The following is a 24,496-nucleotide window of genomic DNA, read 5'->3' as shown; positions in this document are numbered from 1 at the left end:
CAGGAGCTCAGACGAACCCGAGCTCGTGCGCGACCGCGTCGGGACGCTCGACGTGGGCGAAGTGCCCGCACGCCTCCAGCAGCACCGTGCGGGTCTGCGGCACGAGCGCCCGCACTGCGGCCAGGTCCGAGACGCGGGCGAACACGTCGTCGCGGCCCGCGATCGCCGTCACCGGGCACGTGATCGCGCGCCACCGGTCGACGTCGTACGCCGCCGCCGACCGTGCCGCCTCGGTGAACTGCTCCGGCCGGAGCTCGTCCACGAAGGCCGCCAGGACGCTCGGGTCCAGGCGTCGCACGTGCGTGAACACCGGCGCCGCGACGAGCGGCAGCAGGCCGATCCGGGCGATCCCCCGGAGCAGCGGACGAGCGGCGCCACCGGTCACCGTCAGGCCGGCTCGCAGCAAGGTGAACGCCGGCAGGGTGCCGAGCGCCCGGACGGGGTGCCGCGCCGCACCGGCCGTCGCGACCGTCGTGCCGGACACCAGCGCGAGCGACCGGACCCGCTCGGGCGCCACCACGGCCAGGTGCAACCCGACGAACGCGCCCATGGAGTGCCCGACGACGTCGACCGCACCGAGGTCCAGTGCTCCGAGGACCGCGGTCACGGCAGCCGTGACGGCGTCGAGCCCGAGCGGACCGTCGGGGGCCGGCGAGGACCCCCAGCCGGGCAGGTCGACGAGCACCAGTCCGCGGGCACCGATGCCGTCCGCGGCGCGCAGCAGCGGGGTCCACGTCGACCAGGAGCCGGCGATGCCGTGCAGCAGCAGGAGCGGGTCCGGGCCGACGCGGTGGTGCACCACCACTGGCCCGGTCGGGGTGTCGACGACCGTGCGGGTTAGGCCCCAGGCGCCGGGCGTGACGCGCACCGGGTACGGGGCGTAGCCGTCGGAGGCGACCCCGCGACCACGCGGGTCGGTGTCGATGGCGTGCACCGGGCCTCCTGTCCGACCGTCGACGCGGATGCGTCCGTCAGCAGGGATTCGGAACGCTAGCCGACGGGGACGGGTGCCGAGCAGGCGGCGAGCCGGTCGAGGGCCGCCTTGTACTCGGCCACGTCGCGCTGCAGGCCGGGCTCGGTGATGATCGAGGCCTTGATGCGGCCCTGCACGTCGATGACGAAGGTCGCGCGGGTGGCGAAGCCCTTGTGCTCGAGGAACACGCCGTACTCCTTCGAGACCGCGCCGTGCGGCCAGAAGTCGGCGAGCAGTTCGAAGTCGTAGCCGTTCGTCTCGGCGAACGACCGCAGCGTCGCCTTCGAGTCGACCGAGATGCCGAGGAGCTCGATGCGCTGGTCCTGGAACATCGTGATGTTGTCCTGCAGGGTGCAGAGCTCGTTCGTGCACCCGGACGAGAACGCCAGCGGGAAGAAGACGAGTGCGACCGGGCGGTTGCCGCGGAAGTCGCTGAGTCGGACGTGCTCACCGAACTGGTTCGGGAGCTCGAAGTCCGGCGCGAGTGAGCCGATCTCCAGTGCCATCGCTACGTGTGCTTCTTCCTCGGGCGTGGGGTGTGCCCGTCGGGTCCGTGCGCCGCGGATCGCGTGTGCACGATCGGCCATGCTACGCCGACGACACGCGAATGCAAGCACCCGTCCACCTGCACGTCACCATCAGCATCAGCGTCGGTCCTGGGGCCTAGAGTGGACGGGGCCCCAGCCGGTCGCGACCCGACCACCGGAGCCACCATGTCCACCACCACGAGAACGAACGAGGTCAAGGGTGACGGTGAACGACCAGGACCCGTACAGCACCGGGGCGAACGACCAGGATCCGCAGGAGACCGCCGAATGGCGTGAGTCCCTGGACGGGCTGGTCCAGACCCACGGACACCAGCGCGGTCGCGAGATCATGCTGAGCCTGCTCAAGCGGTCCAAGGAACTGCACCTCGGTGTGCCGATGGTCCCGACGACGGACTACGTGAACACCATCGCGCCGGAGAACGAGCCGGAGTTCCCCGGCGACGAAGAGCTGGAGCGCCGGTACCGCCGCTGGATCCGCTGGAACGCGGCCATCACGGTGCACCGCGCGCAGCGTCCGGGCATCGCGGTCGGCGGGCACATCTCGACGTACGCGTCGAGCGCCGCGATGTACGAGGTCGGCTACAACCACTTCTTCCGCGCGCAGGACCACCCCTCCGGTGGCGACCAGGTCTTCTTCCAGGGCCACGCCTCCCCCGGCATGTACGCCCGCGCCTACATCGAAGGGCGCCTGTCCGAGGACCAGCTCGACGGGTTCCGGCAGGAGAAGTCGCACGCCGGCGGCGGCCTGTCGTCGTACCCGCACCCGCGCCTCATGCCGCACTTCTGGCAGTTCCCGACCGTGTCGATGGGCATCGGCCCGATCAACGCGATCTACCAGGCGCAGCAGGCCAAGTACCTGTCGAACCGCGGCATCAAGGACGCCATGGACCAGCAGGTCTGGGCGTTCCTGGGCGACGGCGAGATGGACGAGGTCGAGTCCCGCGGCCAGCTCCAGGTCGCTGCGAACGACGGCCTCGACAACCTGAACTTCGTCATCAACTGCAACCTGCAGCGACTCGACGGTCCGGTCCGTGGCAACGGCAAGATCATCCAGGAGCTCGAGGCGTTCTTCCGCGGTGCGGGCTGGAACGTCATCAAGGTCGTCTGGGGCCGCGAGTGGGACGACCTGCTCGCCCGCGACACCGAGGGCGCGCTCCTCAACCTGATGAACCAGACGCCGGACGGCGACTACCAGACGTACAAGGCCGAGAACGGTGCCTACGTGCGCGAGAACTTCTTCGGGCGCGACCCGAAGGCGCTCGAGCTCGTCCAGGACTACACCGACGACCAGATCTGGAACCTCAAGCGCGGTGGCCACGACTACCGCAAGGTCTACGCCGCCTTCAAGGCCGCGACCGAGCACAAGGGCCAGCCGACCGTCATCCTGGCGAAGACGGTCAAGGGCTACGGCCTCGGCCCGAGCTTCGAGGGCCGCAACGCGACCCACCAGATGAAGAAGCTCACGCTCGACAACCTCAAGCAGTTCCGCGACGAGATGCGCATCCCGATCTCCGACGCGCAGCTGGAAGAGAACCCCTACACGCCGCCGTACTACCACCCGGGCAACGACGACGAGGCGATCCAGTACATGCACGAGCGCCGTCGCGCGCTCGGTGGCTACGTGCCGGAACGTCGCACGAAGTACACGCAGTTCACGCTGCCGGACGACTCGAAGTACCAGGTCGTGAAGAAGGGCTCCGGCAAGCAGGAGGTCGCCACCACCATGGCGTTCGCCCGCCTGCTGAAGGACCTGCTGCGCTCGCCCGACTTCGGCGACCGCGTGGTCCCGATCATCCCGGACGAAGCACGCACGTTCGGCATGGACGCCTACTTCCCGTCGGCGAAGATCTACAACCCGAACGGCCAGCACTACACGTCCGTCGACCGCGAACTCCTCCTCGCCTACAAGGAGAGCCCGCAGGGCCAGATCATCCACGTCGGCATCAACGAGGCGGGCGCCCTGGCGGCGTTCACCGCGGTCGGTACCTCGTACTCGACGCAGGGCGAGCCGCTCATCCCGGTCTACGTCTTCTACTCGATGTTCGGGTTCCAGCGCACCGGCGACGCCATCTGGGCCGCCGGCGACCAGATGACCCGTGGCTTCATGATCGGCGCGACCGCCGGCCGCACCACGCTGACGGGCGAAGGCCTGCAGCACGCGGACGGCCACTCGCCGCTCCTCGCCACGACGAACCCGGCCGTCGTCTCGTACGACCCGGCGTACGGCTACGAGATCGGCCACATCGTCAAGGCCGGCCTCGACCGCATGTACGGCACGAACGAGGACGGCTCGCCGAAGCACGCCGACCCGAACGTCATGTACTACCTGACGGTCTACAACGAGCCGCTGGTGCAGCCGGCCGAGCCCGAGGGCGTCGACGTCGAGGGCATCCTCAAGGGCATGTACCTGCTCAAGCCGAGCGAGCACGACGGCCCGAAGGCCCAGCTGCTCGCGTCCGGTGTCGCCGTGCCGTGGATCCTCGAGGCGCAGCAGCTCCTCGCCGAGGACTGGGGCGTGTCGGCCGACGTGTGGAGCGTCACGAGCTGGGGTGAGCTGTACCGCGACGGTGTGGCCGCCGAGCAGCAGGCGTTCCTCAACCCGAACGAGCCGGCCCGCACGCCGTTCGTCACCGAGCGTCTGCTCGGCACCGAAGGACCGGTCGTCGCCGTGAGCGACTTCATGCACCTGGTGCAGGAGCAGATCCGTCCGTTCGTGCCGACCGACTACGCCACCCTCGGTGCCGACGGCTTCGGTTTCTCGGACACCCGTCCGGCCGCTCGCCGCTTCTTCCACATCGACGGCCCCTCGGTCGTCGTGCGGACGCTGCAGCAGCTTGCCCGCCAGGGCAAGGTCGACGGCGCGCTCGTCCAGCAGGCGATCGACAAGTACCGCCTGCACGACGTGACCGCCGGCACCACCGGCAGCGCGGGCGGCGAGAGCTGATCACCCCGTGACGACGGTCCGCCCGGACCACGAGAGCCAGGAGAGCGCGCGTGAGCGTGCGCTCTCCTGGCTCCGTCAGGTGTCCGGAGAACTCTCCACCGCGACCATCAAGCGGCTCGAGGACACCCTCCCCTGGTACAGCGAGATGCCACCGGGGCGCCGCTCCGCCGTGGGCCTCGTCGCCCAGGCCGGCATCACGTCGTTCATCAGCTGGCTCGAGGGCACTGCGTCGACGCCGTGGATCGCCGCGGCCGACGTCTTCGGGTCCGCCCCACGGGAGCTCCTGCGCTCGGTGAGCCTGCAGCAGACCCTGCAGCTCATCCGCGTCGTCGTCACCGTGGTCGAGGAACGCGCCGCCGACGACGAGATGCTGCAGGAGGCGATCCTCAAGTACTCCCGTGACATCGCGTTCGCGGCCGCCGACGTCTACGCCCGCGCGGCCGAGGCCCGCGGCCTGTGGGATGCCCGGCTCGAAGCCCTCGTCGTCGACTCGATCCTCTCGGGCGAGTACGACGACGAACTGCCGTCCCGCATCGCCGCCCTCGGGTGGCACGGGCACGGCGAGGTCGCGGTGCTCGTCGGCACCGCGCCGAAGCAGCTCGAGGTCGACCAGGTCCGTCGCACCGCACGGCACATGGACGCCGACGTGCTCGTCGGGGTCCAGGGATCGCGGCTCGTCGTGGTCATCGGTCGCGCCACCCCGCGTGACGACGTGCCCGAGGGCGAGGAGCCCGTCTCCTTCACGACCATCGCGCAGGCCCTCGAACCGCTGTTCGGCGACGGCCACCTGGTCCTCGGCAACGAGGTCCCCGGGGTCGTCGACGCCTCGACCAGCGCGAAGGCCGCCTTGGCCGGGTTCGCCGTCGCGCGTGCCTGGCGCGGTGTCCCCCGTCCGGCCCTCGCCGACGACCTGCTCCCCGAGCGCGCCCTGGCCGGTGACCCGCTGGCCCGCTCGGCCCTGGTCCAGCGCATCTACGTCCCGCTCAAGGACCAGTCGACCGAGCTCCTGCAGACGCTGTGGTGCTACCTGGACACCGGCCGCTCGCTCGAGGCCACCGCCAGGGAGCTCTTCGTGCACCCGAACACCGTGCGCTACCGCCTGCGCCGCGTCGCCGACATCATCGGCTGGGACGCCACGAACGCCCGGGACGCCCTGATCGTGCAGTCGGCGCTCATCCTCGGCGCGATGTCGGAGTCCGCGACCGGCCGTCGCCGCATCACACCCCGACGCTGACGCGCCGGGACGTAGAGAACCGACAATGTCCCACCGGGATTCGTGTGGGAAGTCCACACGTGCCCTGCGGGGCGAGAACGCGAGGATTGTCCGGTGATCGTCGTCGTCGCGCCCGGACAGGGCTCCCAGACCCCCGGCTTCCTCGCCCCCTGGCTCGAGGACGCCTCCGTTCGTGAACGCGTCGGGCAGTGGTCGGAGTCGATCGGCGTCGACCTCGCCGAGCACGGCACGAACTCCGACGCGGACACCATCAAGGACACCGCGCTCGCACAGCCCCTCATCGTTGCCGCCGGCCTGGTGACCGCCGACGCGCTGCTCGCCGAGGGCCGTCGTGCCCTGGTGGGCGGGGTCGCCGGGCACTCGGTGGGCGAGTTCACCGCTGCCGCGGTCGCCGGGATCCTCGAGCCGACCGACGCCGTCGCACTGGTCGCCGAGCGGGGCCGGGCGATGGCCGACGCCGCCGCGCTCGAACCGACCTCGATGGCCGCCGTCCTCGGTGGCGACGCCGATGCGGTCGCCGCCGCCCTCGCCGAGCACGGCCTGGTGCCCGCGAACCACAACGGTGGCGGTCAGACCGTCGTCGCCGGCGCCGCGGACGCCATCGCCGCCCTCGCCGCGGCCCCGCCCGCCAAGGCCCGGGTCATCCCCCTCGCCGTCGCCGGCGCGTTCCACACCCGCTACATGGCGCCCGCCGTCGAGCGGGTCGCACCGGTGGCGGCCGCCGCGGCCGTGCAGGACCCGACCCTGCCGATCTGGACCAACGCCGACGGCTCCCGGGTGGACGACGGCCGACGCTTCGTCGACCTGATGGTCCAGCAGATCGCGAACCCGGTGCACTGGGACGCGGTCATGGAGTCCTTCTCCGCCGCCGGCGTGACCGGCATCATCGAGCTCGCACCCGCCGGTGCCCTCGTCGGCCTGGCGAAGCGCGGCCTCCGCGGCACGCCGACCGTCGCCATCAAGACCCCCGACGACCTGCCTGCAGCGATCGACCTGCTGCAGCGCGCGGGCCAGGAAGCAGACGCAACCGCATGACCGACCCGACCACCCCGACGGACGCCCCCACGGGCCTCCCGACCGGATCCGCGCGCCCGCTGCTCCAGCAGCGCCGCGGCCACGAGTTCACCCGGATCCTGGCGTTCGGCGCCGCCCGCGGCGAGAACGTCGTGCCGAACGACGACCTCGTCGGCCCGATCGACTCGTCCGACGAGTGGATCCGCCAGCGCACCGGCATCATCACCCGCAAGCGTGCCGGCGAGGACGTCGAAGCCGTCGACCTCGCCGAGACCGCCGCACGCGAGGCGATCGAGAAGGCCGGCATCGAGCCGTCCCAGATCGGCGTCGTGCTCGTGAGCACCGTCACGCACACCGTCGCCACCCCGTCGATGGCGTCGCTGCTCGCCGAACGCATCGGTGCCACCCCGGCCGCCGCGTACGACATCAGCGCCGCCTGCGCCGGGTACGCCTACGGCATCGCCCAGGCCGACTCGTTCATCAAGTCCGGGCTCGCCGACCACGTGCTGGTCGTCGGGGCCGAGAAGCTCAGCGACGTCGTCGACCCGACCGACCGCTCGATCTCGTTCCTGCTCGGGGACGGTGCCGGCGCCGCCGTGATCGGCCCGAGCGACTTCCCGGGCATCGCCCCCACCATCTGGGGCTCGGACGGCTCGAAGTGGGATGCCATCGGCATGACCGCGACCTACAACGAGTGGGAGGCCGGTGCACCCCGCCCGACCATGCGCCAGGCCGGCCAGACGGTGTTCCGCTGGGCCGTCTGGGAGATGGTCAAGGTCGCCCGACAGGCGCTCGAGACCGCCGGGGTCCGCCCCGAGGACCTCGCCGCCTTCGTGCCGCACCAGGCGAACATCCGCATCATCGACGAGTTCGCCAAGCAGCTCGGCCTGCCCGAGACGGTGACGATCGCCCGCGACATCACCACCACCGGCAACACCTCCGCCGCGAGCATCCCGCTCGCCACGCACCGCCTGCTCGAGGAGCACCCGGACCTGTCGGGCGGCCTCGCCCTGCAGATCGGATTCGGCGCCGGACTCGTGTTCGGCGCCCAGGTGGTCGTCCTCCCCTGATCCCACCCCGGTCGCGCACCCGCGCGACCGGTCCCCATCCCGACGAGCCTCCGCGCACCCGGACCCCGCGTGCCCTAGGCTGGTCAACGGTCAAACGACACCCCCCTTCAAGGAGAACACTCATGGCCCTGTCCAACGAAGAAGTCCTCGCCGGCCTGGCCGAGCTGATCAACGACGAGACCGGTATCGCCACCGACACCGTCGCCGCCGACAAGTCCTTCACGGACGACCTCGACATCGACTCCATCTCGATGATGACCATCGTGGTCAACGCCGAGGAGAAGTTCGACGTGAAGATCCCGGACGAAGAGGTCAAGAACCTCAAGACCGTCGGCAACGCGGTCGACTACATCGTCAAGGCCCAGGCCTGACACGAGCTTCCTGAGCGCCGCGGCCCGCGGACCCCTGCGGGCCGCGGCGTTCATCTTGTTCACCCCAACGAAAGAACACGTCGTCCCATGACCAAGAAGACCGTCGTCGTCACCGGGATCGGTGCGATCTCACCCCTCGCCGCGACCGCCCCGGACACCTGGGACGCGCTGCTCGCCGGCAAGTCCGGCATCACCCGCATCGAGGACCCCCGCTACGCCGACCTCGAACTCCCCGTGGAGTTCGCCGGCCAGGCGCGCACCTTCCTCACCGACCAGCTCACCCGCCCCGAGTCGAAGCGCCTCGACCCCTCGTCGCAGCTGTCGCTCGTCGCAGCGCGCGAAGCATGGGCCGACGCCGGCATCGACGACGAGTCGGTCGTCCCCGAGCGCTTGATCGTCGACTGGGCAACGGGCATCGGTGGCGTGAACACGCTGCTCGACGCCTGGGACACCCTGCGCGAGAAGGGCCCGCGTCGCGTCCTGCCGATGACGGTCCCGATGCTCATGGCGAACGGTCCCGCCGCCGCCATCGAGATGGAGTTCGGCGCCCGTGGCGGCGCCCGCACCTACCTGTCGGCGTGTGCCTCGTCGACCGAGTCGCTGGCCGAGGCCTACCGGCACATCGCCGACGGCGACGCCGACATCGTCATCACCGGTGGCGCCGAGGCCGCGCTGCACCCGCTCCCGCTGGCCGCGTTCGCCGCCATGCAGGCCCTGTCGCGCCGCAACGACTCCCCCGAGACCGCGTCGCGCCCCTACGACGTCACGCGTGACGGCTTCGTCCTCGGTGACGGCGCCGCGGCGCTCATCCTCGAGTCGAAGGAGCACGCCGAGGCCCGCGGCGCGACCATCTACGCCGAGGTCGCCGGCTCCGGCATCACCTCGGACGCCTTCCACATCACCGCGCCGGACCCCGAGGGCAGCGCCGCCGCCCGTGCGGTCCTGCAGGCCCTCGAGCACGCCGACGCGAGCATCGAGGACGTCGTGCACGTCAACGCGCACGCCACCTCGACCCCCGTCGGGGACGTCGCCGAGTACCACGCGATGCGTCGGGTCTTCGGCGACCACCTGGACAACGTCGTGGTGTCCGCCACCAAGGCGTCCACGGGCCACCTGCTCGGTGGTGCCGGTGCGATCGAGGCGGTCTTCACCGTCCTCGCGCTGCACAACCGCGTCGCGCCGCCGACGATCAACCTGCACGACCAGGACCCGGAGATCGTCATGGACGTCGCCCGCGAACCGCGTCCGCTGCCCGAAGGCGACCTGCTCGCCGTCAGCAACTCGTTCGGCTTCGGCGGACACAACGCCGTGGTCGCGTTCCGCAGCGTCTAGTCACGGCAGCACCTGCCAGGAGGCCCGTCCCGCGTCGTCGGGGCGGGCTTCCGTCGTTCCGGTGCCCGGGTCAGCCCCCCGTCCACACGCCGTCGTGTCGCTGCCGCGCCCTGGGAACGACGAGACGCCGCCGTATTCGGCGGCGTCTCGAGTCTGTGGCGGTGTCCGGGCGACACGCCGGCGTCTGGCGCACCCGACACGCCGGCGTCTGGCGCACCCGACACGCCGGCGTGCGGCGAGTCCGGGTCAGCCGACGCGGTGCAGCCAGACGACCGGGTTGCCCTCGGCGGCGTGGCGGAAGGGCTCGAGCTCGTCGTCCCAGGCCTGCCCGAGGGCCAGTCGCAGCTCACGGTGCAGTTCGAGGGCGTTGCTGCCCGCGACCTCCATCGCGTAGCGCACCCGGTCCTCGGGGATGACCATGTTGCCCGTGACGTCGGTCTGCGCGTAGAACACCCCGAGGTCGGGCGTGTGCATCCAGCGACCGCCGTCCGAGGCGCTCGTCGGCTCCTCGGTGACCTCGTACCGCAGGTGCTCCCACCCGCGCAGGGCAGAGGCGATCGCGGCACCGGCACCGACCGCACCGGTCCACGTGAACTCGGTCCGACGCGCACCGTCCTGCGCGGGCTGGTCGAGCCACGAGAAGTTCACGGCGCGGTTCATGGCGCGACCTGCTGCCCATTCGACGTGCGGGCAGAGCGCGCGGGGTGAGGAGTGCACGTAGAGCACTCCTGTCGTCGTTCCGTTCACGGTTCCTCCGATACGTCAGGTGCGACTTCCCCATCGACCTGGTGCGGAGGATCCTGACCCGAGGGGCCACGGAACCATCGGTATGCGATTGTGATGTCCCGACGGGACACGCCCATTATGCAGCGCCACGCCTGGGAACGGCAAGGACCCGACCGGGTTCAGTGCAGGACGGCACCGCTCGCGTCGACCGGGTGCCGCTCCCCCGCCGTGATCGGCACGGGGACACGGTTCTCCTCCGGAGGGATCGGGCAGGCGTACTGGTACGAGAACGCGCCCGGCGGCAGGACCAGCAGGTTCCAGTCGAGCTCGACCGTTGCCTCGGCACCGGGGTCGTCGAGGTACAGGAACCGACCCATCGAGTAGCTGCTGCTCGGGTCGTCCTCGGCCAGGGCACTCGTGGCGTCCTGCACGATGAGCTGCAGTCTCGCGACTCCGCGGAACGCGGCCGACCGGACAGCGACGAACCGCACCGTGGCGCCATCAACGACGGTCTCGACGTGTCCGGCAACCGGCAGGGCGTCGCCGGCGGCGTCGCGGACGCTGCCACGGGCCTCCTGGCCGTCGTCCACCAGCGGGACGTACGTGCCGGACGTCACCCGGTCGCCGGACCGCGCGAAGCGGGCGATGTGCGCGAAGCGGGCGATCGCCTCGGACGACGGGTCCCAGACACGCAGGGTGTCGCCGGTGACGGTGCCGGCGAAGCCGTCCGGCAGCGCGACAGTGGACGGGACGACGGCGGTGTCCCCCGCGACCAGCACCGTCCCGTCGACCGGCACGCCGTCCACGACGATGCCGTCGGACGCCTCGGCCGTGACGGTGAGTCCGCCGGGCGCCGGAGCCCAGGTGCCGGGGACCGGCCAGACCGGCTGCGAGTGGTCGACGTGTTGCGCGTTCACCAGGGCGAGCGGTCCGCGAGCACTGCGCGCCCAGCGGTCACGTTCGTCGACGTGCTCGGCGAAGGCGGCGACCGCGGCGCTCGCGCCGTCGCCGCGCGTCACGACTGTTCCTGGCGGGGGTAGATGACCTTCTGCACGATGATGATGACCGACGCCGCGACGGGCAGGGCCACGAGTGCGCCGAGCACACCGCCGATGGTGCCGCCCGCGACGGCGGCGATGACCACGAGCGCACCGGGTACCTGGACCGCTCGCGACATGATGCGCGGCGAGATCAAGTAGGCCTCGACCTGCATGTACACCAGGTAGTAGATCGCCGCGGCGAGGGCGGTCGCCGGTGACGCGAAGAAGCAGAGCAACGAGATCACGATCGCGGCGGCCAACGTTCCGACGAGCGGGATGAGCGAACCGAGGAACGCGAACGACGCGAGCAGCACCGGCAGCGGCGCCCCGATGATGAGCAGGAAGAAGAAGCTGAGGATGCCGTTGATGAGCGCCTGGGACACCTGCCCGACGACGTAGCGACCGACCGCCTGCGTGATCTGCTCGCTCACGTCGATGAAGTTCTGACGACGCGACGCCGGGACGAACCGGTACGCCGCACGCTTCATGCCCCGCATCGACGCGAGGAAGTAGAGCATCAGGATGATGACGATGAGCGCCCCGGTGACCCCGGACAGGATCCCGCTGCCGACCGCCAGGATCCCGCCGCCGACACTGAGCAGGTTGCCCGGCTTCTCGACGAAGGACTGCAGCGACTGCAGCGCGTGGTCGATGTCGAACGACCCGGCGAACTGCTTCGACAGGTCCTGCACCCACTGCTGCTGCGAGATGTCCTGCACGATCTCGGGGAAGTTCTGGATCAGGTTCGACGCCTGGTCCACCAGGATCGGCACCACCGCGAACACGATGCCGGCGAAGGCCCCGAGCACCCCGACCACGACGATCGTGATGGCCGCCCACCGCGGGATGATCCGCTCGAGGAACGACACGAGCGGGTCGATGCCGAGCGCCAGGAACAGCGCGACCCCGATGTAGACCAGGACCGTGCTCAGCTCGTTGATGATCGACCCGGCGAGCAGGGCGACGAGGACCCCGATGGCGCCCATGAACCCCAGCCGGAACGCGTTCACGCGCACGCCGGTACCGCCACGGGTCACCTCGAAGGTGACGTTCGGTGTCGGTGCGTGGTCGTCCTGCGACGTGTCGCGCTTCCTTGGCATGTGCACGTAGGGCGGGCGGGACTCGAACCCGCGGATCGTTCGGTTATGAGCCGACTGCCTTGACCAGCTTGGCTACCGCCCCTCGCCGGAGGCCCTCAAGCCACCGGCTCACCACGATACAGCGACTCGAACGTCGACAGCGTGCGGTTGATGTCGTGTGCCTCGATCATGGCCAGACTGCGTTCCCGCATCGCGACGTAGTCGGACTCCGGGGCGGTGAGCACCGTCGTGAGCTTCGCTGCCAGGTCGTCCACGTCGCCCGGGGTGAACAGGTACCCGTTGCCGTCGATCAGGTGCGGGAGCGCCATCGAGTCGGCTGCGACCACGGGGAGCCCGGACGCCATCCCCTCGAGCGAGGAGATGCTCTGCAGCTCGGCCGTCGACGGCATCGCGAACACCGTCGCGTTGGTCAGGGCCTCCTGCTTGCGCTCGTCCGAGACGAAGCCCAGGAACCGCACGCGGTCCTCGAGCCCGAGCTCCTTCGCCAGTGCGGTGAGCTTCGGGATCATCTCGCCGTCGCCGACGATGGTCAGGGTCGTGGCCAGCTCGGCCGGCAGCAGCGCCACGGCACGGACCAGGACGTCGAGGTTCTTCTCCGGGGCGACCCGGCCCACGAAGACGATGTCGTTGTTCACCGGGCGCCCCTCGCGCGCGACGTAGCGGGACGCGTCGATGCCGCACGAGATCGCCAGGACCTGCTGGCCGGCGATGGCCTTCCGCAGGTAGTCGGCGGCCAGGTTGGTCGGCGTCGTGATCGTGTCGGCCAGCCGGTAGGTCTTGGCGGCGTCGCTCCACGCGATCTTCAGCGCGAGGGGCAGCGTCCACTTGCCGAACGGCGTGTACTCGAGCAGGTTCTCCGGCATGAAGTGGTTCGTCGCGATGACCCGGATGCCGCGGTCGTTCGCCTCGTGCACGATGCCACGACCGATGACCACGTGCGACTGGATGTGCAGCACGTCGGGCTTGACCGCGTCGAGGATCGGGGCGGTCCACTTCCGGACGCTCCACGGCCACACGAAGCGCAGCCACGGGTGCAGCGGCCACTTGTACGACTTCAGGCGGTGCACGACGAGGGTGACGCCGTGGTGCTCCTCGTCGAAGGTGCCGTAGTGGCGGCTCGACGCCGGGGCCACGATGTGCACCTCGTGCCCGCGCTCGGCCAGTCCGACGGCGAGCTGCTCGGCGAAGGTCGCGGCGCCGTTGACGTCGGGGGCGAAGGTGTCCGCTGCGATCAGCACGCGCAGCGGTCGGTGACCGCCCGTCGCACCCGTCGGTCCGGCGGTGGCGGTGGTGGCGTCTCCTGACACGGCTGAGTTCGTCCTCTCGTGGGCGATGGCTGGTCGGCTGTGACGCTATCGCACCAGGATCGACGGTCGCGTCAGCCGCGCGGATGAGCGCCGCGACCACCGGGCGCCGAGCGCCGAGCGCGCCGCGGCCGTCAGGTCCGGGTCTGGGGGTGGTGCTTGGCGAGCAGGAACACCCCGGTGATGGCGATGCCCGCGGCGACCACGAACCCCGCCACCGCGAACCACGGCGCCCCCGTTGCCTCGCCGAGCACGATCACGCCGATGCCGACCGCGACGATCGGGTCGATGACGGTCAGCCCCGCGATCACCAGGTCGGCCGAGCCGCTGGAGTACGCGTTCTGCACGAAGTACCCCCCGAGCGACGCCGCGACGACCACGCCGACGATGGCGAGCACGGTCAACCAGTCGAAGGTGTGGTTCACGAACCGGTTCAGCACCACCTTGGCCAGCGTCGCCACGAAGCCGTAGAGCACGCCGGCGCCGACGATGTAGTACAGGGCGTTCCGGCGCTTGGCGACCAGGCGGAACGACACGAGCACCAGCACCAGCACGACCGCCAGGATCACCAGCACGGTGACGAGCTGCTGGCGGGTGATCGCGCTCTCGTGCCCGACGAACGCCGCGATCCCGACGAAGATGCCGACACCGATGATGCACGTCCACACGGCACGACGAGCACGACGGCCGAGCGGGATCCCCGACGCACGCGACGAGAACCACGTCGTGATCACCAGCGCCACGGCACCCAGCGGCTGCACGACGATCAGCGGCGCGAACGTGATGCTGATGAGCTGCAGCACCACCGCGATGCCGAGCATGAGCGTGCCGAGCACCCAGTAGCCGCTCGAGACGAGCCCCACCACGTGGCGGACGCTCAGCCCCTTCGACTGCCGACCGAGACGCGCTTCGACCCGCTGCACCCCACGGCTCTGGAACTGCGCCCCGAGCGACAGGAACACGGCACCGACCAGGGCCACCGGGATCATCAGCGCCTGGAACGGCGTGAGGTTGCTCACGGCGTCGGGCAGCTGGAGGTCCGTCGTCACGCGTCGAGGCTACCGTCCCCCGCCGGATAACCTGGGTGAATGGCCGTTCTCCCGATCCGCATCACCGGCGAACCCGTCCTGCACGAGCGTGCAGCCGAGGTCACCGCGTTCGATGACGACCTCCGTTCCCTCGTCGCCGACATGCTCGAGACCATGGACCTGGCACCGGGCGTCGGCCTGGCCGGACCGCAGGTGGGCGTCGGTAAGCGCCTGTTCGTGTACTCCTACACCGACGACGACGACGTGCTGCACCGGGGCGCCGCCGTGAACCCCGTCCTGTGGACCACGCCCCCGGTCCCCGAGTCCGTCGAGGAGCTCGACGAGGACGAGGAGTCCGAGGGCTGCCTGTCGATCCCGGGCGAGCGCTTCCCGCTCCGCCGCTCCGAGGGCGCCCTGCTGCGCGCCTCCGACGAGCACGGCACCCCGTTCGAGGTCGAGGCGCACGGCTGGCTGGCCCGCATCTTCCAGCACGAGTACGACCACCTGGACGGCTGGCTCTACGCCGACCGTCTCGTGCACCCCTACGGCAAGCAGGTCGCCAAGGCGATCCGCAAGAGCAGCTGGGGCGGCCCCGGCCAGTCCTGGCTGCCGGGTCGCGACCACCCCGAGGGCTGACGCCCGTCCCGCGGCCGTCGGTCGGTCGTGGGTCAGGCGGTCGGTCTGGAGGCCCGGGTCAGCCCCGGTACGCCGCCAGCGCGTCCCGCAGGCGGTCGGTCTCCGGGTGCCCCGGGCAGTACCGCAGGAGCCCCTCGGCCACGTGGGCACCGCGCTCGTCGGCGACCGCCGACGTCCACGGCGCCGAGTCCCGCACCGCGCAGGCGCTCGCGAGCTCGACCAGGGTCGCGTCACCGCGCGCCGCCGTCACCGCGGACTGCTGCTGGCTCGACGGCACCGAGCCGGTCAGCCGCTTCGCCGAGCAGTCGGCACGCGCGGCTTCCCACACCGCTGCGTAGGTCGTGTAGCTCGCGCGGTCAGCGCCGTCCCCGCCGCAGACGAACGCGAAGACGACCGGTGACGCGCCTGAACCCAGCCCGGTGTCCGAGCTCGTCGGGTCCTCGGACGCATCGGTGTCAGGGCCGACGCTGCTGCAGCCGGTGAGCACCGCCGTCACCGCCACGACGACGCCCAGCAGGGCGGATCGAGGGGAACGAGAACGGGGCACCTGTGAACGCTAACAGCATCCGCCGGGTACCAGCCGCACGAGCGACGTCGGTCAGGGTGTCGGGCCGGTGACCGTGATCGTCGCGCGCTGGTCGAGCCGACCACCGCGGTCGGCATCGGTGCTCATCCGGCAGCGCACCTGGGTGGTGCCGACCGGAGCCTGCACGTCCTGTCGGACGCAGCTCGTCGACGACACCCCGCGCGGCAGGTCGAGCCGGATGGGCACGGTCACCGGCTTGCCGTCGGGGCTCTGCAGCGTCCGGTCGGCGAGTTCCAGTGGCGTCCCCGTGACGGTCAGACCGGCCAGCTTCGCCTTGCTCAGGTCGATGCCGTCGATTTGCGCCCCGCTGATGTCGGCGACCGTCAGGTCCGCGCTGCCCAGGTCGGCGTCACGCAGGTCCGCCCCCCGCAGGTCCGCGCTGTACAGGTCGACACCACGCAGGTCCGCTCCGCGCAGGTCCGCCCCCTGCAGGTCGGCGCCGTAGAGCACGCTGTCACGCAGGTCCGAACCGCGCAGGTCCGCGCCGTGCAGGTCGGCCAGACGCAGGTCGACGGTGGCGAAGCGCACACCGGCGAGGTCCTGTTCCGGGCAGGTCGTGACGGCACCCGGCTCGGGCGCCGTGCGGACCGTGCACGAACCGATCTGGCGTTCCCCGGCGCTGGTCCCCCCGGTGCGCGCGAAGGCCGCGACGCCGATGACGACGAAGAACAGGATGGTCAGGGCAGCCACGACGACGCCGCGGAACCGTGCGGCGCGGTTCACGAGCGCACCCCCGTGAGCCACTGGGGCAGGACGTCGCGGGCCCAGCTCGAGTACCAGGCCGCCGAGTTGGCGTACGGGAAGAAGGCGCTGATCGGGTTGTAGAAGACGAAGAGCACGACACCCACCACGATCACGACGACCCACGCCACGGTGGCTGCGCGTCCGTGCAGCCGTCGGATCCACGAGGCGAGACCGAGCAGCACCACGGCCGCGATCATCGGCAGCACCGGCAACAGGTAGCGGCCCGAGAACGCGAAGTCCTGCCGGAGGTTCACCGCGGTCGCGGCGTTGAAGCACAGCACCGCCACCGTGTAGGCGACGGGGACGGCTGCCAGCCACCACATGGCCGCGTTCCGGAGCACCCGGCGCATCTGGGTCACCGCGATCGCCACGGCACCGACGCTGGCGACGGCGCCGAACAGCACGACGGCGGTGTTCGGGCGCCAGGGCAGCGACGGACCCCAGAAGAAGAAGAGCGACCGGAAGTAGGTGGTGATCCACATCCAGAGGAAGGAGACCGGCCGGAACGGTTCGAGCGTGCCGGCGGCGACCTCGAGGTCGTGGGTCCGGACCGCGTTGTAGTTCCGACGGAAGATGCCGAAGTTCATGCACGCGTCGCGGCTGTGGATCTCGGCGCAGTCGGGGTTGAGTGCCCGGTAGACGAGCAGGTTCACACCGAAGCGCTCGAGCACCAGGGCGAGCAACGCGCCGCCGATCACCACCAGGACGACGGACCGCCACGGCCGCTCGCGGAAGCCCGAGACGGCTCGACGCACGGGGTGCCGGAGCCACGAGAAACCGTCGACGCGGTACCGGAACAGCACGGCGAAGAAGGCTCCGGCCAGCACGAGCGGCGCCTGGGAGTACTTGAACATGAGCGCCAGCATCGCGGTGACGACCAGCCACGCGAGCGTTCGCAGTCCACCGCCACGGGCGACCTTGACCGCGACGGCGGCGAAGAGGAAGAAGGCGGCCATCGACGGCGCGTCGTAACTGATGGTGGCGGCCTGCCAGGCGTAGCGGCCGGTGGAAGCGGTCACCACGGTGGCGAGCAGGCCGATCGCCGTCGGGACCCCGGCGTTCCGGAACATCGCACGGAGGGCGTACAGACCGGCCCCGGCAGCCAGGACGTCGATGCTCCGCAGCACCATCACGGTCTGTTCCAGGTGGAGCCCGAGCGCCTGCGTCCCCTTCGCCGGGAACGACATCAGGTAGTAGTAGAGGTACGCCGGGAACCGCGTGACCTCGCCGAGCCACAGCTTCGACGCGTCGACGTCCTGCAGGAACGGGCCGGCGTTCCACGGGCGAGCCGCGTAGAGCATGATGTTGCCGATGTGCCGACGCTCGTCCGGGGCCGCCGAAGCAGGGACGTGGATCGTGACGGCGAACAGGAAGCCGACGAGCAGGAACGCCACGAGCACGACCACGAACGCGGTGCGGGAGGAGAGCACGCGGTTGGCCCGGTCCAGCAGACCCGTGGACCGGTCACCGGTCACACGTCCGGTGGCGGACTCGTGGGTCAACGACATCGAACAGTGGCCTTCCGTGGTTCTGGGTGCGCCCGCCCAGGCTAGCAGCGCGCCCCGCTGGGCCCGACGAGGGCATTCGGACCGTCGGGAACACAAAAGGTCCTCACCCCGAGGGGTGAGGACCTGTCGCTCCCCGAGTTGGACTCGAACCAACAACCTGCCGGTTAACAGCCGGCTGCTCTGCCAATTGAGCTATCGAGGATCACTGTCCGCTGGCGAATGACGTGCGAACAACGGGTAACAGCATAGCAGGACCCTGAGGCCCGCCACCGCATCGGACACGCCGCCCGGGCGCGCCGCGCGGCCGACCCCCGGAGTCAGTACCCGGCGACCGGGTCGACGACGCCGACGAAGCCCTCGCCGGCACCCCCGAGGAAGGCGGTGGTGTTGAGCCGGACGCGCTCGGCGAGCAGGGGCGCGACCATCTCCGGGGTGTCGGCCTGGTGCGGGGTGATGACCGCGCCGGGCTCGGACCAGAGCGGGTGGCCGTCGGGCAGCGGCTCCGGGTCGGTGACGTCGAGTCCCGCCGCGGCGATCTCCCCGGCACGCAACGCGGCGACCAGGGCATCGGTGTCGACGAGTCCGCCGCGCGCGATGTTCACGAGCCGAGCGGACGGCTTCATGATCCGGAATTGCCGCTCGCCGAAGAGCTTCGCGGTGCCCGAGGTCATCGCCGCCGCGATCATCACGACGTCGGCGTCGGGCAGGACCTGGTCGAGTTCGTCGGTGGTGACGGTCCGAGCGGCTCCCGGTACGGGGTCGGGCGAGCGACGCACCACGGTGGCCTCGACGTCGAACGGCGCGAGCAGCCGGAGGTACTCGAGCGCGATCCCGCCGGCACCGATGACGACGACGTTCCGCCCGTACAGCGAGACGCCCTCGGGCTCGGTCGCCCACGACGACGCACGGGCACGCTGCTGCAGGACCCGGAGCGTGCCGAGGGTCAGTGCCAGTGCGTGCTCGGCGACGGGCTCCGCGTAGGCGCCCTTCGCCGAGGTGAACAGCACGCGGTCGCCGTGCTCCTGGATCAGGTGCGCGAAGGCGTCGACGCCGGCGAACGGCAGCTGGACCCAACCGACCCCGGGCACGGACGACAGGGCGTCGGCCAGGCCGGACGGGTCGTGGGGGTCGAGCCAGACGATCCCGCGGGTGTCGGCGTCGAGCGGCGCGACGGTCCCACCGGCCGCGGTGACGGCGTCCACGTGCAGGTCGGTCGGCTCGGGCAGCACGGCGACGGGACCGGCCTGCGGGGCCTCGACCGGCAGCGGCGCACCCGAGGTGGGGACGACGGCACGGTGGCCGCGCGGGCCCTGGGTCGGGGTGCTCATGCGTTCTCCTGACGGTCGGTGCGCGGGCCGGTGCCGGCGGCGAGCGGACGGCGCGGCGCGGACGAGCGGCGGGCCGTCGTCGGCGCCGGACGGCGCTTCACACCACGCGCCGCGGTCGACGCGAGGGTCTTCACGTAGGGGTCGACGGGGTTGTCGAGGACCTCGTCGAAGGTGCCGAGCCCGACGAGCCGGGCATCGGCCATCACGGCGACGCGGTCGGCCAGCGCACGGGCCTCGCGCAGGTCGCTCGACACGACGACGGCGGAGAACTGTCGTCCGCGCTGCAGGGTCGCCAGGGCCTCGAGCACCGACTGCCGCACCAGGACGTCGACGCCGCGCGCGGGCTCGTCGGCGACCAGCAGCTGGGGTTCGAGCACGAGCGCCTTCGCCAGCGCCACCCGCTGGCGCTGACCGCTCGAGAGCTCCCACGTGTTCAGGCGCATCGTCCCGAGCGGCAGGTGCACGGCGTCGAGCAGCCGAGCCACGATGAGCCCTGCTTCACGCCGGTCGAAACGGCGGTCGCGTGCGTAGATCGGTTCGGCGACGGCCTCGCCGACGGTGAGGTCCGGGCTGAGCCGGTCTGCGCCGTCCTGCGGCAGGTAGCCGATCCGGCCGCTCAGCCGTTCGAGCTTGCGCGACGAGGGACGCAGGCCCCGGGTCTTCTGCCCGAGCACGGTCAGCTCGCCGCCGACGATGTGTCGGCGCAGCGCACCCTCGCCCTCGCCGTGGGATCCGAGCTGACCGGCGATGGCGGCGGCGAAGGTCGACTTGCCCGACCCCGACTCGCCGAGCAGGGCGAGGATCTCCCCCTGCCGCACCGACAGGCTCACGCCGTCGACGGCCCGGATGGACTCGCCCCCGCGTCCGCCCCGGTACTCGATCGACACGTCGTCCGCGACGACCGCCGGTCCGTTGACCGCGATCATGGGTCCCCTTCCACGCCGCCCCCTGGCGACGGTTCGCGACGGGCCGCCCTGGCAGGCCCGTCGTGCGTACAGCAGTGGAGGTGACCACCCTGGAGGCGCGGCGTGCGTCGACGACGTCGGCCGGGCCTCCGGGGCGGGTCACGTCGGGTCAGGACCCGACGTTCTCCAGTCGCTCCAGCGTACGCCGTCGCTCCGCCTGCTCCGCTGGGTCGGGCACCGGCAGCGACGCGAGGAGTCGCTGCGTGTACGGGTGCTGCGGGGCGCCGAGGACCTCGGCCGTCGTGCCCGTCTCGACCAGGTCACCGCGGTAGAGCACGGCGATCCGGTCGGACAGCGCGCCCACGACCGCGAGGTCGTGGCTGATGAACAGCGACGCGAAGCCGAGGTCCTGCTGCAGTTCGAGGAAGAGCTCGAGCACCCGAGCCTGCACCGAGACGTCGAGCGCGCTCGTCGGCTCGTCGGCGATGAGCAGCTTCGGCCGGAGCGCCAGCGACCGGGCGAGTGACGCGCGCTGGCGCTGCCCACCGGAGAGCTCGTGCGGGTAGCGGTCGCCGTACGCTGCCGGCAGCTGGACGGCCTCGAGCAGCTCGTCGACCCGCTTGCGCGCGGCGCGGGGGCTCGAGACCTCCTTGTGCACGACCAGCGGCTCGGCGACGCACTCGGCGATCGTCAGCAGCGGGTTGAACGAGGTCGCCGGGTCCTGGAACACGAACCCGATGTCCTTGCGCAGGTGCTTGAAGTCGCGTTCGCGGTACCCGAGCATTTCCGCGCCGAGGACCGTGAGCGAGCCGCCCGTGACCTTCGTCAGACCGGCCATGGCGCGGCCGATGGTGGTCTTGCCCGAGCCGGACTCCCCCACCAGGCCGAGGACCTCACCGGGACGGATCGCCAGGTCGATGCCCTTGACGGCCTTGAACGCCGGCGAGCCGAGCCGGCCGGGGTACTCGATCTCGAGCCCCTTCGCCTCGACCAGGGGCGTGACGTCCTCGGAGATCGCGGCACGCCGGGCCACCCCGGTCGACGCTTCGAGCCGCGGCACCGCTGCGAGCAACCGCTTGGTGTAGTCGGCCTGCGGCGTCGCGAAGAGCGCCGTCGCCGTGGCCTCCTCCACGATCTCGCCCTGGTACATCACGGCGACGCGGTCGGCCAGGTCGGCGACGACGCCCATGTTGTGCGTGATGACGACGATCGCCGTGCCGAACTCGTCGCGGCACCGGCGCAGCAAGTCGAGGATCTCGGCCTGCACCGTGACGTCGAGCGCGGTCGTGGGCTCGTCGGCGATGATGACGCTCGGCTCCAGGGCCAGGGCGCTCGCGATCACCACGCGCTGCTTCTGCCCACCGGAGAACTGGTGCGGGTAGTGGTCGACGCGGGTCTCGGGGTCGGGGATCCCGACGCGACCGAGGTAGTCGATGGCCCTCGCCCGTGCTTCCTTCCTGGACACTCCGCCGTGGGCACGGAGCCCCTCGGCGATCTGCCACCCCACGGTGAAGACCGGGTTGAGCGCGGTCGACGGTTCCTGGAACACCATCGCCCCGGCCGTTCCGCGCAGGCTGCGGAGCTTCTGCGCGCCGACGCTCACCACGTCGGTGCCGTCGAGCAGCACCGCGCCGCCGAGCGTCGCCGTCTCCGGCATCAGCCGCAACATGCTGCGCGCCGTGACGGACTTGCCGGAGCCGGACTCGCCGACCAGGGCGAGGACCTCGCCGGGGCGGACGTCGAGGCTGACGCCCTTGACCGCGTCGACGGCGCCGCCGTCGGTCGCGAAGGTGACCGTCAGGTCGTCGACGACGACGACGGGTTCGGTGGTGGTGTCGCCCGGTTGCAGGCGGGTGGTCGGGGTCATGCGCCCGTCCCTTCCGTGTCGTTCCGCGTGTCGGGCGCTGCGTCGGCGTCGGGCGATGCCTTGCCGTCGGGGGTGTGGCGCGCGTCGCGCGCTGCCTCGGTGCCGCGCGCGTCGCTCGTCGACACCAGCTGCTTCAGCCGTCGGCGTGCACGCAGGCGGGGGTCGGAGATGTCGTTCAGGCTCTCGCCGATGAAGGTCACGCCGAGCACGAGCACCACGATCGCGACACCCGGGTACACCCCGGTCCACCAAACGCCGCTCGCGACGTCGGAGAGTGCGCGGCTGAGGTCGTAGCCCCACTCGGCGCCGGACGTCGGGCCGATGCCGAACCCCAGGAAGCCGAGCCCGGCCAGGGTCAGGATCGCGTCGCTCGCGTTGAGCGTCAGGATGAGCGGCAGGGAACGCGTCGAGTTCCGCAGGACGTGGCGCGTCATGATGCGCCACGGGTTCGTGCCCATCACGCGCGCCGACTCGACGAAGGCGTCGTTCTTCAGCCGGACGGCCTCGGCACGGACCACGCGGAAGTACTGCGGCACGTAGACGACGGTGATCGAGATCGCCGCGGCGATGATGCCGCCCGAGTAGCTCGAGTTGCCGCCGGAGATCACGATGGACACGATGATCGCGAGCAGCAGCGACGGGAACGCGTAGATGGCGTCGGCCACGACCACCAGGACGCGGTCGAGCCAGCCGCCCAGGTACCCGGAGACCATGCCGAGCAGGACGCCGACGATGATCGAGACGATCACGGCGACGATGACGACGAGTACGGCCGTGCGGGCTCCGTAGAGCACGCGGCTGAACACGTCGAAGCCGCCGACCGTGGTGCCCCAGATGTGCTCGGCGCTCGGTTCGCCAGTGCGGGGGAAGCTCTCGCCGTCCGCGCCCTGCAGCTGGCCGAAGCCGTACGGGGCGAGGAGCGGGGCGAACACCGCGACGAGCAGGTACAGGGCGCAGATGACGACGCCGACGATGAGCATCGCGCGCTGCCAACCGGTGCTCTTGCGGAGCTGGACCACCACCGGGAGCCGTTTCCAGAGCGGCTCGTGGCGGTCGACGAGGGTGGTGTCGGCCATCGTCAGAACCTCACTCTCGGGTCGATCAGGGCGGCGACGACGTCGACGATGAAGTTGGTCACCGCCACGATCACCGCCAGCATCGCGACGATGCCCTGCACCGCGACGAAGTCACGGGCCGACAGGTACTGGTTGAGTTCGAAGCCCAGGCCGCGCCACCCGAAGGTCGTCTCCGTGAGCACCGAGCCGCCCAGGAGCATCGCGATCTGCAGCCCCATCACGGTGATGATCGGCACGAGCGCCGGACGGAACGCATGGGTGCGCACCAAGCGCGACTCGCGCACACCGCGGGAACGGGCGGCGTCGACGTACTCGGAGCCGAGCGACCCGATCATGTTCGCGCGCACCAGGCGCAGGAAGATGCCGGCGGTGAGCAGGCCGAGCGTCAGCGCGGGCAGGACGGCGTGCTGGAGCACGTCACCGATGACCTCGGCGTTGCCGGTGCGGAGCGCGTCGACGATGTAGATCCCGCTCGCGCCGGGGATGCCGTCGAGGATGAGCGACACCCGGGTCGACGCGCGGTCGCCCAGGGGCAACCAGTCGAGCCACACCGAGAAGACGAGCTTGAGCAGCAGGCCGCCGAAGAACACCGGGGTGGCGTAGGTCAGGATCGCCAGCGCACGGAGCAGCACGTCCGGCCACTTGTCGCGGGTGTACGCGGCGAGCATGCCGAGCGGGATGCCGAGCACCAGCGCGACGATGAGCGCGTAGAACACGAGCTCCGCGGTCGCGCCGCCGTACGTGACGATGATGTCGGTGATCGGACGGTTGTCCGTCGACGAGGTGCCGAAGTCACCGCGCAGGATGTTGCCGAGGTACTCGAAGTACTGCACGAGCACCGGTCGGTCGTACCCGGCGGCGTGCAGGCGTTCCTGCAGCTGGCTCGGCGTGAGCCGGCCGCCGACCGACGCGGTGATCGGGTTCCCGATGACGCGCATCAGGAAGAACACGAGCGTCACCAGGATGAAGACGGTCGGGATGATGAGGAGGAACCTGACGAGGATGTACCGGCCGAGTCCGCCGCCACTGTTCTTGGCACTGCGTTGTGCCTGTGGCTTGGTGGGATCGGTGCCGTTCACGTCCTGCGTTGCCTCGGGAGTGCTGAGGGTCACGGGGTGGGTGCCTTTCGTCGCCGTTGCACAGGCACGCGGGCGTCCCTCGT

Annotated in this window: 22 protein-coding genes and 2 tRNA genes; 7 read left to right on the top strand and 17 right to left on the bottom strand. The window is 70.9% G+C overall.

Going from position 1 to position 24,496, the window contains the following annotated elements:
• Window positions 1-7: 7 nt before the first annotated feature.
• Both BIU95_RS08455 and BIU95_RS08450 read right to left on the bottom strand, forming a co-directional pair.
• Window positions 8-934 (bottom strand): alpha/beta fold hydrolase, encoded by a 927-nt coding sequence (locus BIU95_RS08455; RefSeq protein WP_175470741.1) that lies wholly within the window; start codon window positions 932-934, stop codon window positions 8-10.
• Window positions 935-990: 56 nt separating this feature from the next.
• The gene (locus BIU95_RS08450) at window positions 991-1,479 is read right to left on the bottom strand and encodes a peroxiredoxin (protein WP_017886715.1); all 489 of its coding nucleotides are present in this window, start codon (window positions 1,477-1,479) and stop codon (window positions 991-993) included.
• Window positions 1,480-1,720: 241 nt separating this feature from the next.
• Between BIU95_RS08450 and aceE the strand changes: the two genes are divergently transcribed.
• The 6 genes from aceE to BIU95_RS08420 all read left to right on the top strand — a co-directional run bounded on the left by aceE (window position 1,721) and on the right by BIU95_RS08420 (window position 9,486).
• Window positions 1,721-4,465, top strand: coding sequence for a pyruvate dehydrogenase (acetyl-transferring), homodimeric type (aceE, locus tag BIU95_RS08445; RefSeq protein ID WP_071251430.1), 2,745 nt, complete (start codon window positions 1,721-1,723; stop codon window positions 4,463-4,465).
• A 7-nt stretch (window positions 4,466-4,472) separates the two neighbouring features.
• On the top strand, window positions 4,473-5,699 hold the full coding sequence (locus tag BIU95_RS08440) for a CdaR family transcriptional regulator (RefSeq protein ID WP_017886713.1): 1,227 nt from the start codon (window positions 4,473-4,475) through the stop codon (window positions 5,697-5,699).
• Window positions 5,700-5,792: 93 nt separating this feature from the next.
• Window positions 5,793-6,734 carry an ACP S-malonyltransferase gene (locus tag BIU95_RS08435; protein ID WP_017886712.1) on the top strand — a complete coding sequence of 314 codons (942 nt, stop codon included), beginning with the start codon at window positions 5,793-5,795 and terminating at the stop codon, window positions 6,732-6,734.
• Complete coding sequence (locus tag BIU95_RS08430; RefSeq protein WP_017886711.1) at window positions 6,731-7,783, top strand: beta-ketoacyl-ACP synthase III; 1,053 nt, start codon at window positions 6,731-6,733, stop codon at window positions 7,781-7,783. The genes BIU95_RS08435 and BIU95_RS08430 overlap by 4 nt, the downstream gene beginning before the upstream one ends.
• Window positions 7,784-7,905: 122 nt before the next feature.
• On the top strand, window positions 7,906-8,154 hold the full coding sequence (locus BIU95_RS08425; protein WP_017886710.1) for an acyl carrier protein: 249 nt from the start codon (window positions 7,906-7,908) through the stop codon (window positions 8,152-8,154).
• Window positions 8,155-8,241: 87 nt separating this feature from the next.
• Window positions 8,242-9,486 (top strand): beta-ketoacyl synthase, encoded by a 1,245-nt coding sequence (locus BIU95_RS08420; protein WP_071251423.1) that lies wholly within the window; start codon window positions 8,242-8,244, stop codon window positions 9,484-9,486.
• A gap of 246 nt (window positions 9,487-9,732) precedes the next feature.
• On the opposite strand, the gene BIU95_RS08415 is transcribed toward BIU95_RS08420, so the two are convergent.
• From BIU95_RS08415 to BIU95_RS08390, 6 genes are all read right to left on the bottom strand, one after another.
• The gene (locus BIU95_RS08415; protein WP_031259468.1) at window positions 9,733-10,233 is read right to left on the bottom strand and encodes a DUF3145 domain-containing protein; all 501 of its coding nucleotides are present in this window, start codon (window positions 10,231-10,233) and stop codon (window positions 9,733-9,735) included.
• A 158-nt stretch (window positions 10,234-10,391) separates the two neighbouring features.
• Window positions 10,392-11,231: a DUF1684 domain-containing protein gene (locus BIU95_RS08410; protein ID WP_071251418.1), complete on the bottom strand. Its 840-nt coding sequence runs from the start codon at window positions 11,229-11,231 to the stop codon at window positions 10,392-10,394.
• On the bottom strand, window positions 11,228-12,352 hold the full coding sequence (locus tag BIU95_RS08405; RefSeq protein WP_017886706.1) for an AI-2E family transporter: 1,125 nt from the start codon (window positions 12,350-12,352) through the stop codon (window positions 11,228-11,230). The genes BIU95_RS08410 and BIU95_RS08405 overlap by 4 nt, the downstream gene beginning before the upstream one ends.
• Window positions 12,353-12,359: 7 nt before the next feature.
• Window positions 12,360-12,434: transfer RNA gene (locus BIU95_RS08400), tRNA-Ile, on the bottom strand.
• Window positions 12,435-12,447: 13 nt separating this feature from the next.
• Window positions 12,448-13,659 (bottom strand): glycosyltransferase, encoded by a 1,212-nt coding sequence (locus tag BIU95_RS08395; RefSeq protein WP_042539008.1) that lies wholly within the window; start codon window positions 13,657-13,659, stop codon window positions 12,448-12,450.
• 131 nt (window positions 13,660-13,790) lie between these two features.
• Window positions 13,791-14,705, bottom strand: coding sequence for a hypothetical protein (locus BIU95_RS08390; RefSeq protein ID WP_017886704.1), 915 nt, complete (start codon window positions 14,703-14,705; stop codon window positions 13,791-13,793).
• 39 nt (window positions 14,706-14,744) lie between these two features.
• On the opposite strand from BIU95_RS08390, the gene def reads away from it, so the two are divergent.
• Window positions 14,745-15,320, top strand: a complete 576-nt coding sequence (gene def / locus BIU95_RS08385; protein ID WP_017886703.1) for a peptide deformylase — start codon at window positions 14,745-14,747, stop codon at window positions 15,318-15,320.
• A gap of 58 nt (window positions 15,321-15,378) precedes the next feature.
• Here the strand turns inward: def and BIU95_RS08380 are convergent, their stop codons facing one another.
• The 9 genes from BIU95_RS08380 to BIU95_RS08340 all read right to left on the bottom strand — a co-directional run bounded on the left by BIU95_RS08380 (window position 15,379) and on the right by BIU95_RS08340 (window position 24,413).
• Complete coding sequence (locus tag BIU95_RS08380) at window positions 15,379-15,867, bottom strand: hypothetical protein (RefSeq protein ID WP_139179706.1); 489 nt, start codon at window positions 15,865-15,867, stop codon at window positions 15,379-15,381.
• A 51-nt stretch (window positions 15,868-15,918) separates the two neighbouring features.
• The gene (locus BIU95_RS19170) at window positions 15,919-16,629 is read right to left on the bottom strand and encodes a pentapeptide repeat-containing protein (RefSeq protein ID WP_302846964.1); all 711 of its coding nucleotides are present in this window, start codon (window positions 16,627-16,629) and stop codon (window positions 15,919-15,921) included.
• On the bottom strand, window positions 16,626-18,158 hold the full coding sequence (locus BIU95_RS19065; RefSeq protein WP_017886700.1) for a hypothetical protein: 1,533 nt from the start codon (window positions 18,156-18,158) through the stop codon (window positions 16,626-16,628). The genes BIU95_RS19170 and BIU95_RS19065 overlap by 4 nt, the downstream gene beginning before the upstream one ends.
• Window positions 18,159-18,287: 129 nt before the next feature.
• Window positions 18,288-18,360 (bottom strand) — tRNA-Asn (locus tag BIU95_RS08365).
• Between the two features lie 115 nt (window positions 18,361-18,475).
• Window positions 18,476-19,486 carry a D-isomer specific 2-hydroxyacid dehydrogenase family protein gene (locus BIU95_RS08360; RefSeq protein ID WP_254783322.1) on the bottom strand — a complete coding sequence of 337 codons (1,011 nt, stop codon included), beginning with the start codon at window positions 19,484-19,486 and terminating at the stop codon, window positions 18,476-18,478.
• A complete protein-coding gene (locus BIU95_RS08355) occupies window positions 19,483-20,412 on the bottom strand; it encodes an ATP-binding cassette domain-containing protein (protein ID WP_017886698.1) in 930 nt (309 codons plus the stop codon). The genes BIU95_RS08360 and BIU95_RS08355 overlap by 4 nt, the downstream gene beginning before the upstream one ends.
• A 148-nt stretch (window positions 20,413-20,560) precedes the next feature.
• Window positions 20,561-22,258 (bottom strand): ABC transporter ATP-binding protein, encoded by a 1,698-nt coding sequence (locus tag BIU95_RS08350; RefSeq protein WP_071251414.1) that lies wholly within the window; start codon window positions 22,256-22,258, stop codon window positions 20,561-20,563.
• Complete coding sequence (locus BIU95_RS08345) at window positions 22,255-23,334, bottom strand: ABC transporter permease (protein ID WP_042539014.1); 1,080 nt, start codon at window positions 23,332-23,334, stop codon at window positions 22,255-22,257. Before BIU95_RS08345 ends, BIU95_RS08350 begins: the two co-directional genes overlap by 4 nt.
• Before the next feature lie 2 nt (window positions 23,335-23,336).
• A complete protein-coding gene (locus BIU95_RS08340) occupies window positions 23,337-24,413 on the bottom strand; it encodes an ABC transporter permease (protein WP_082046916.1) in 1,077 nt (358 codons plus the stop codon).
• Window positions 24,414-24,496 lie beyond the last annotated feature (83 nt).

The sequence above is a fragment of the Curtobacterium sp. MCBA15_007 genome (assembly GCF_001864905.1).
In the GTDB taxonomy this organism is placed as follows: Bacteria; Actinomycetota; Actinomycetes; order Actinomycetales; family Microbacteriaceae; genus Curtobacterium; species Curtobacterium poinsettiae.
Note: the sequence above shows the minus strand (reverse complement) of the source record. Positions and strands in the feature narration are given on the sequence as shown.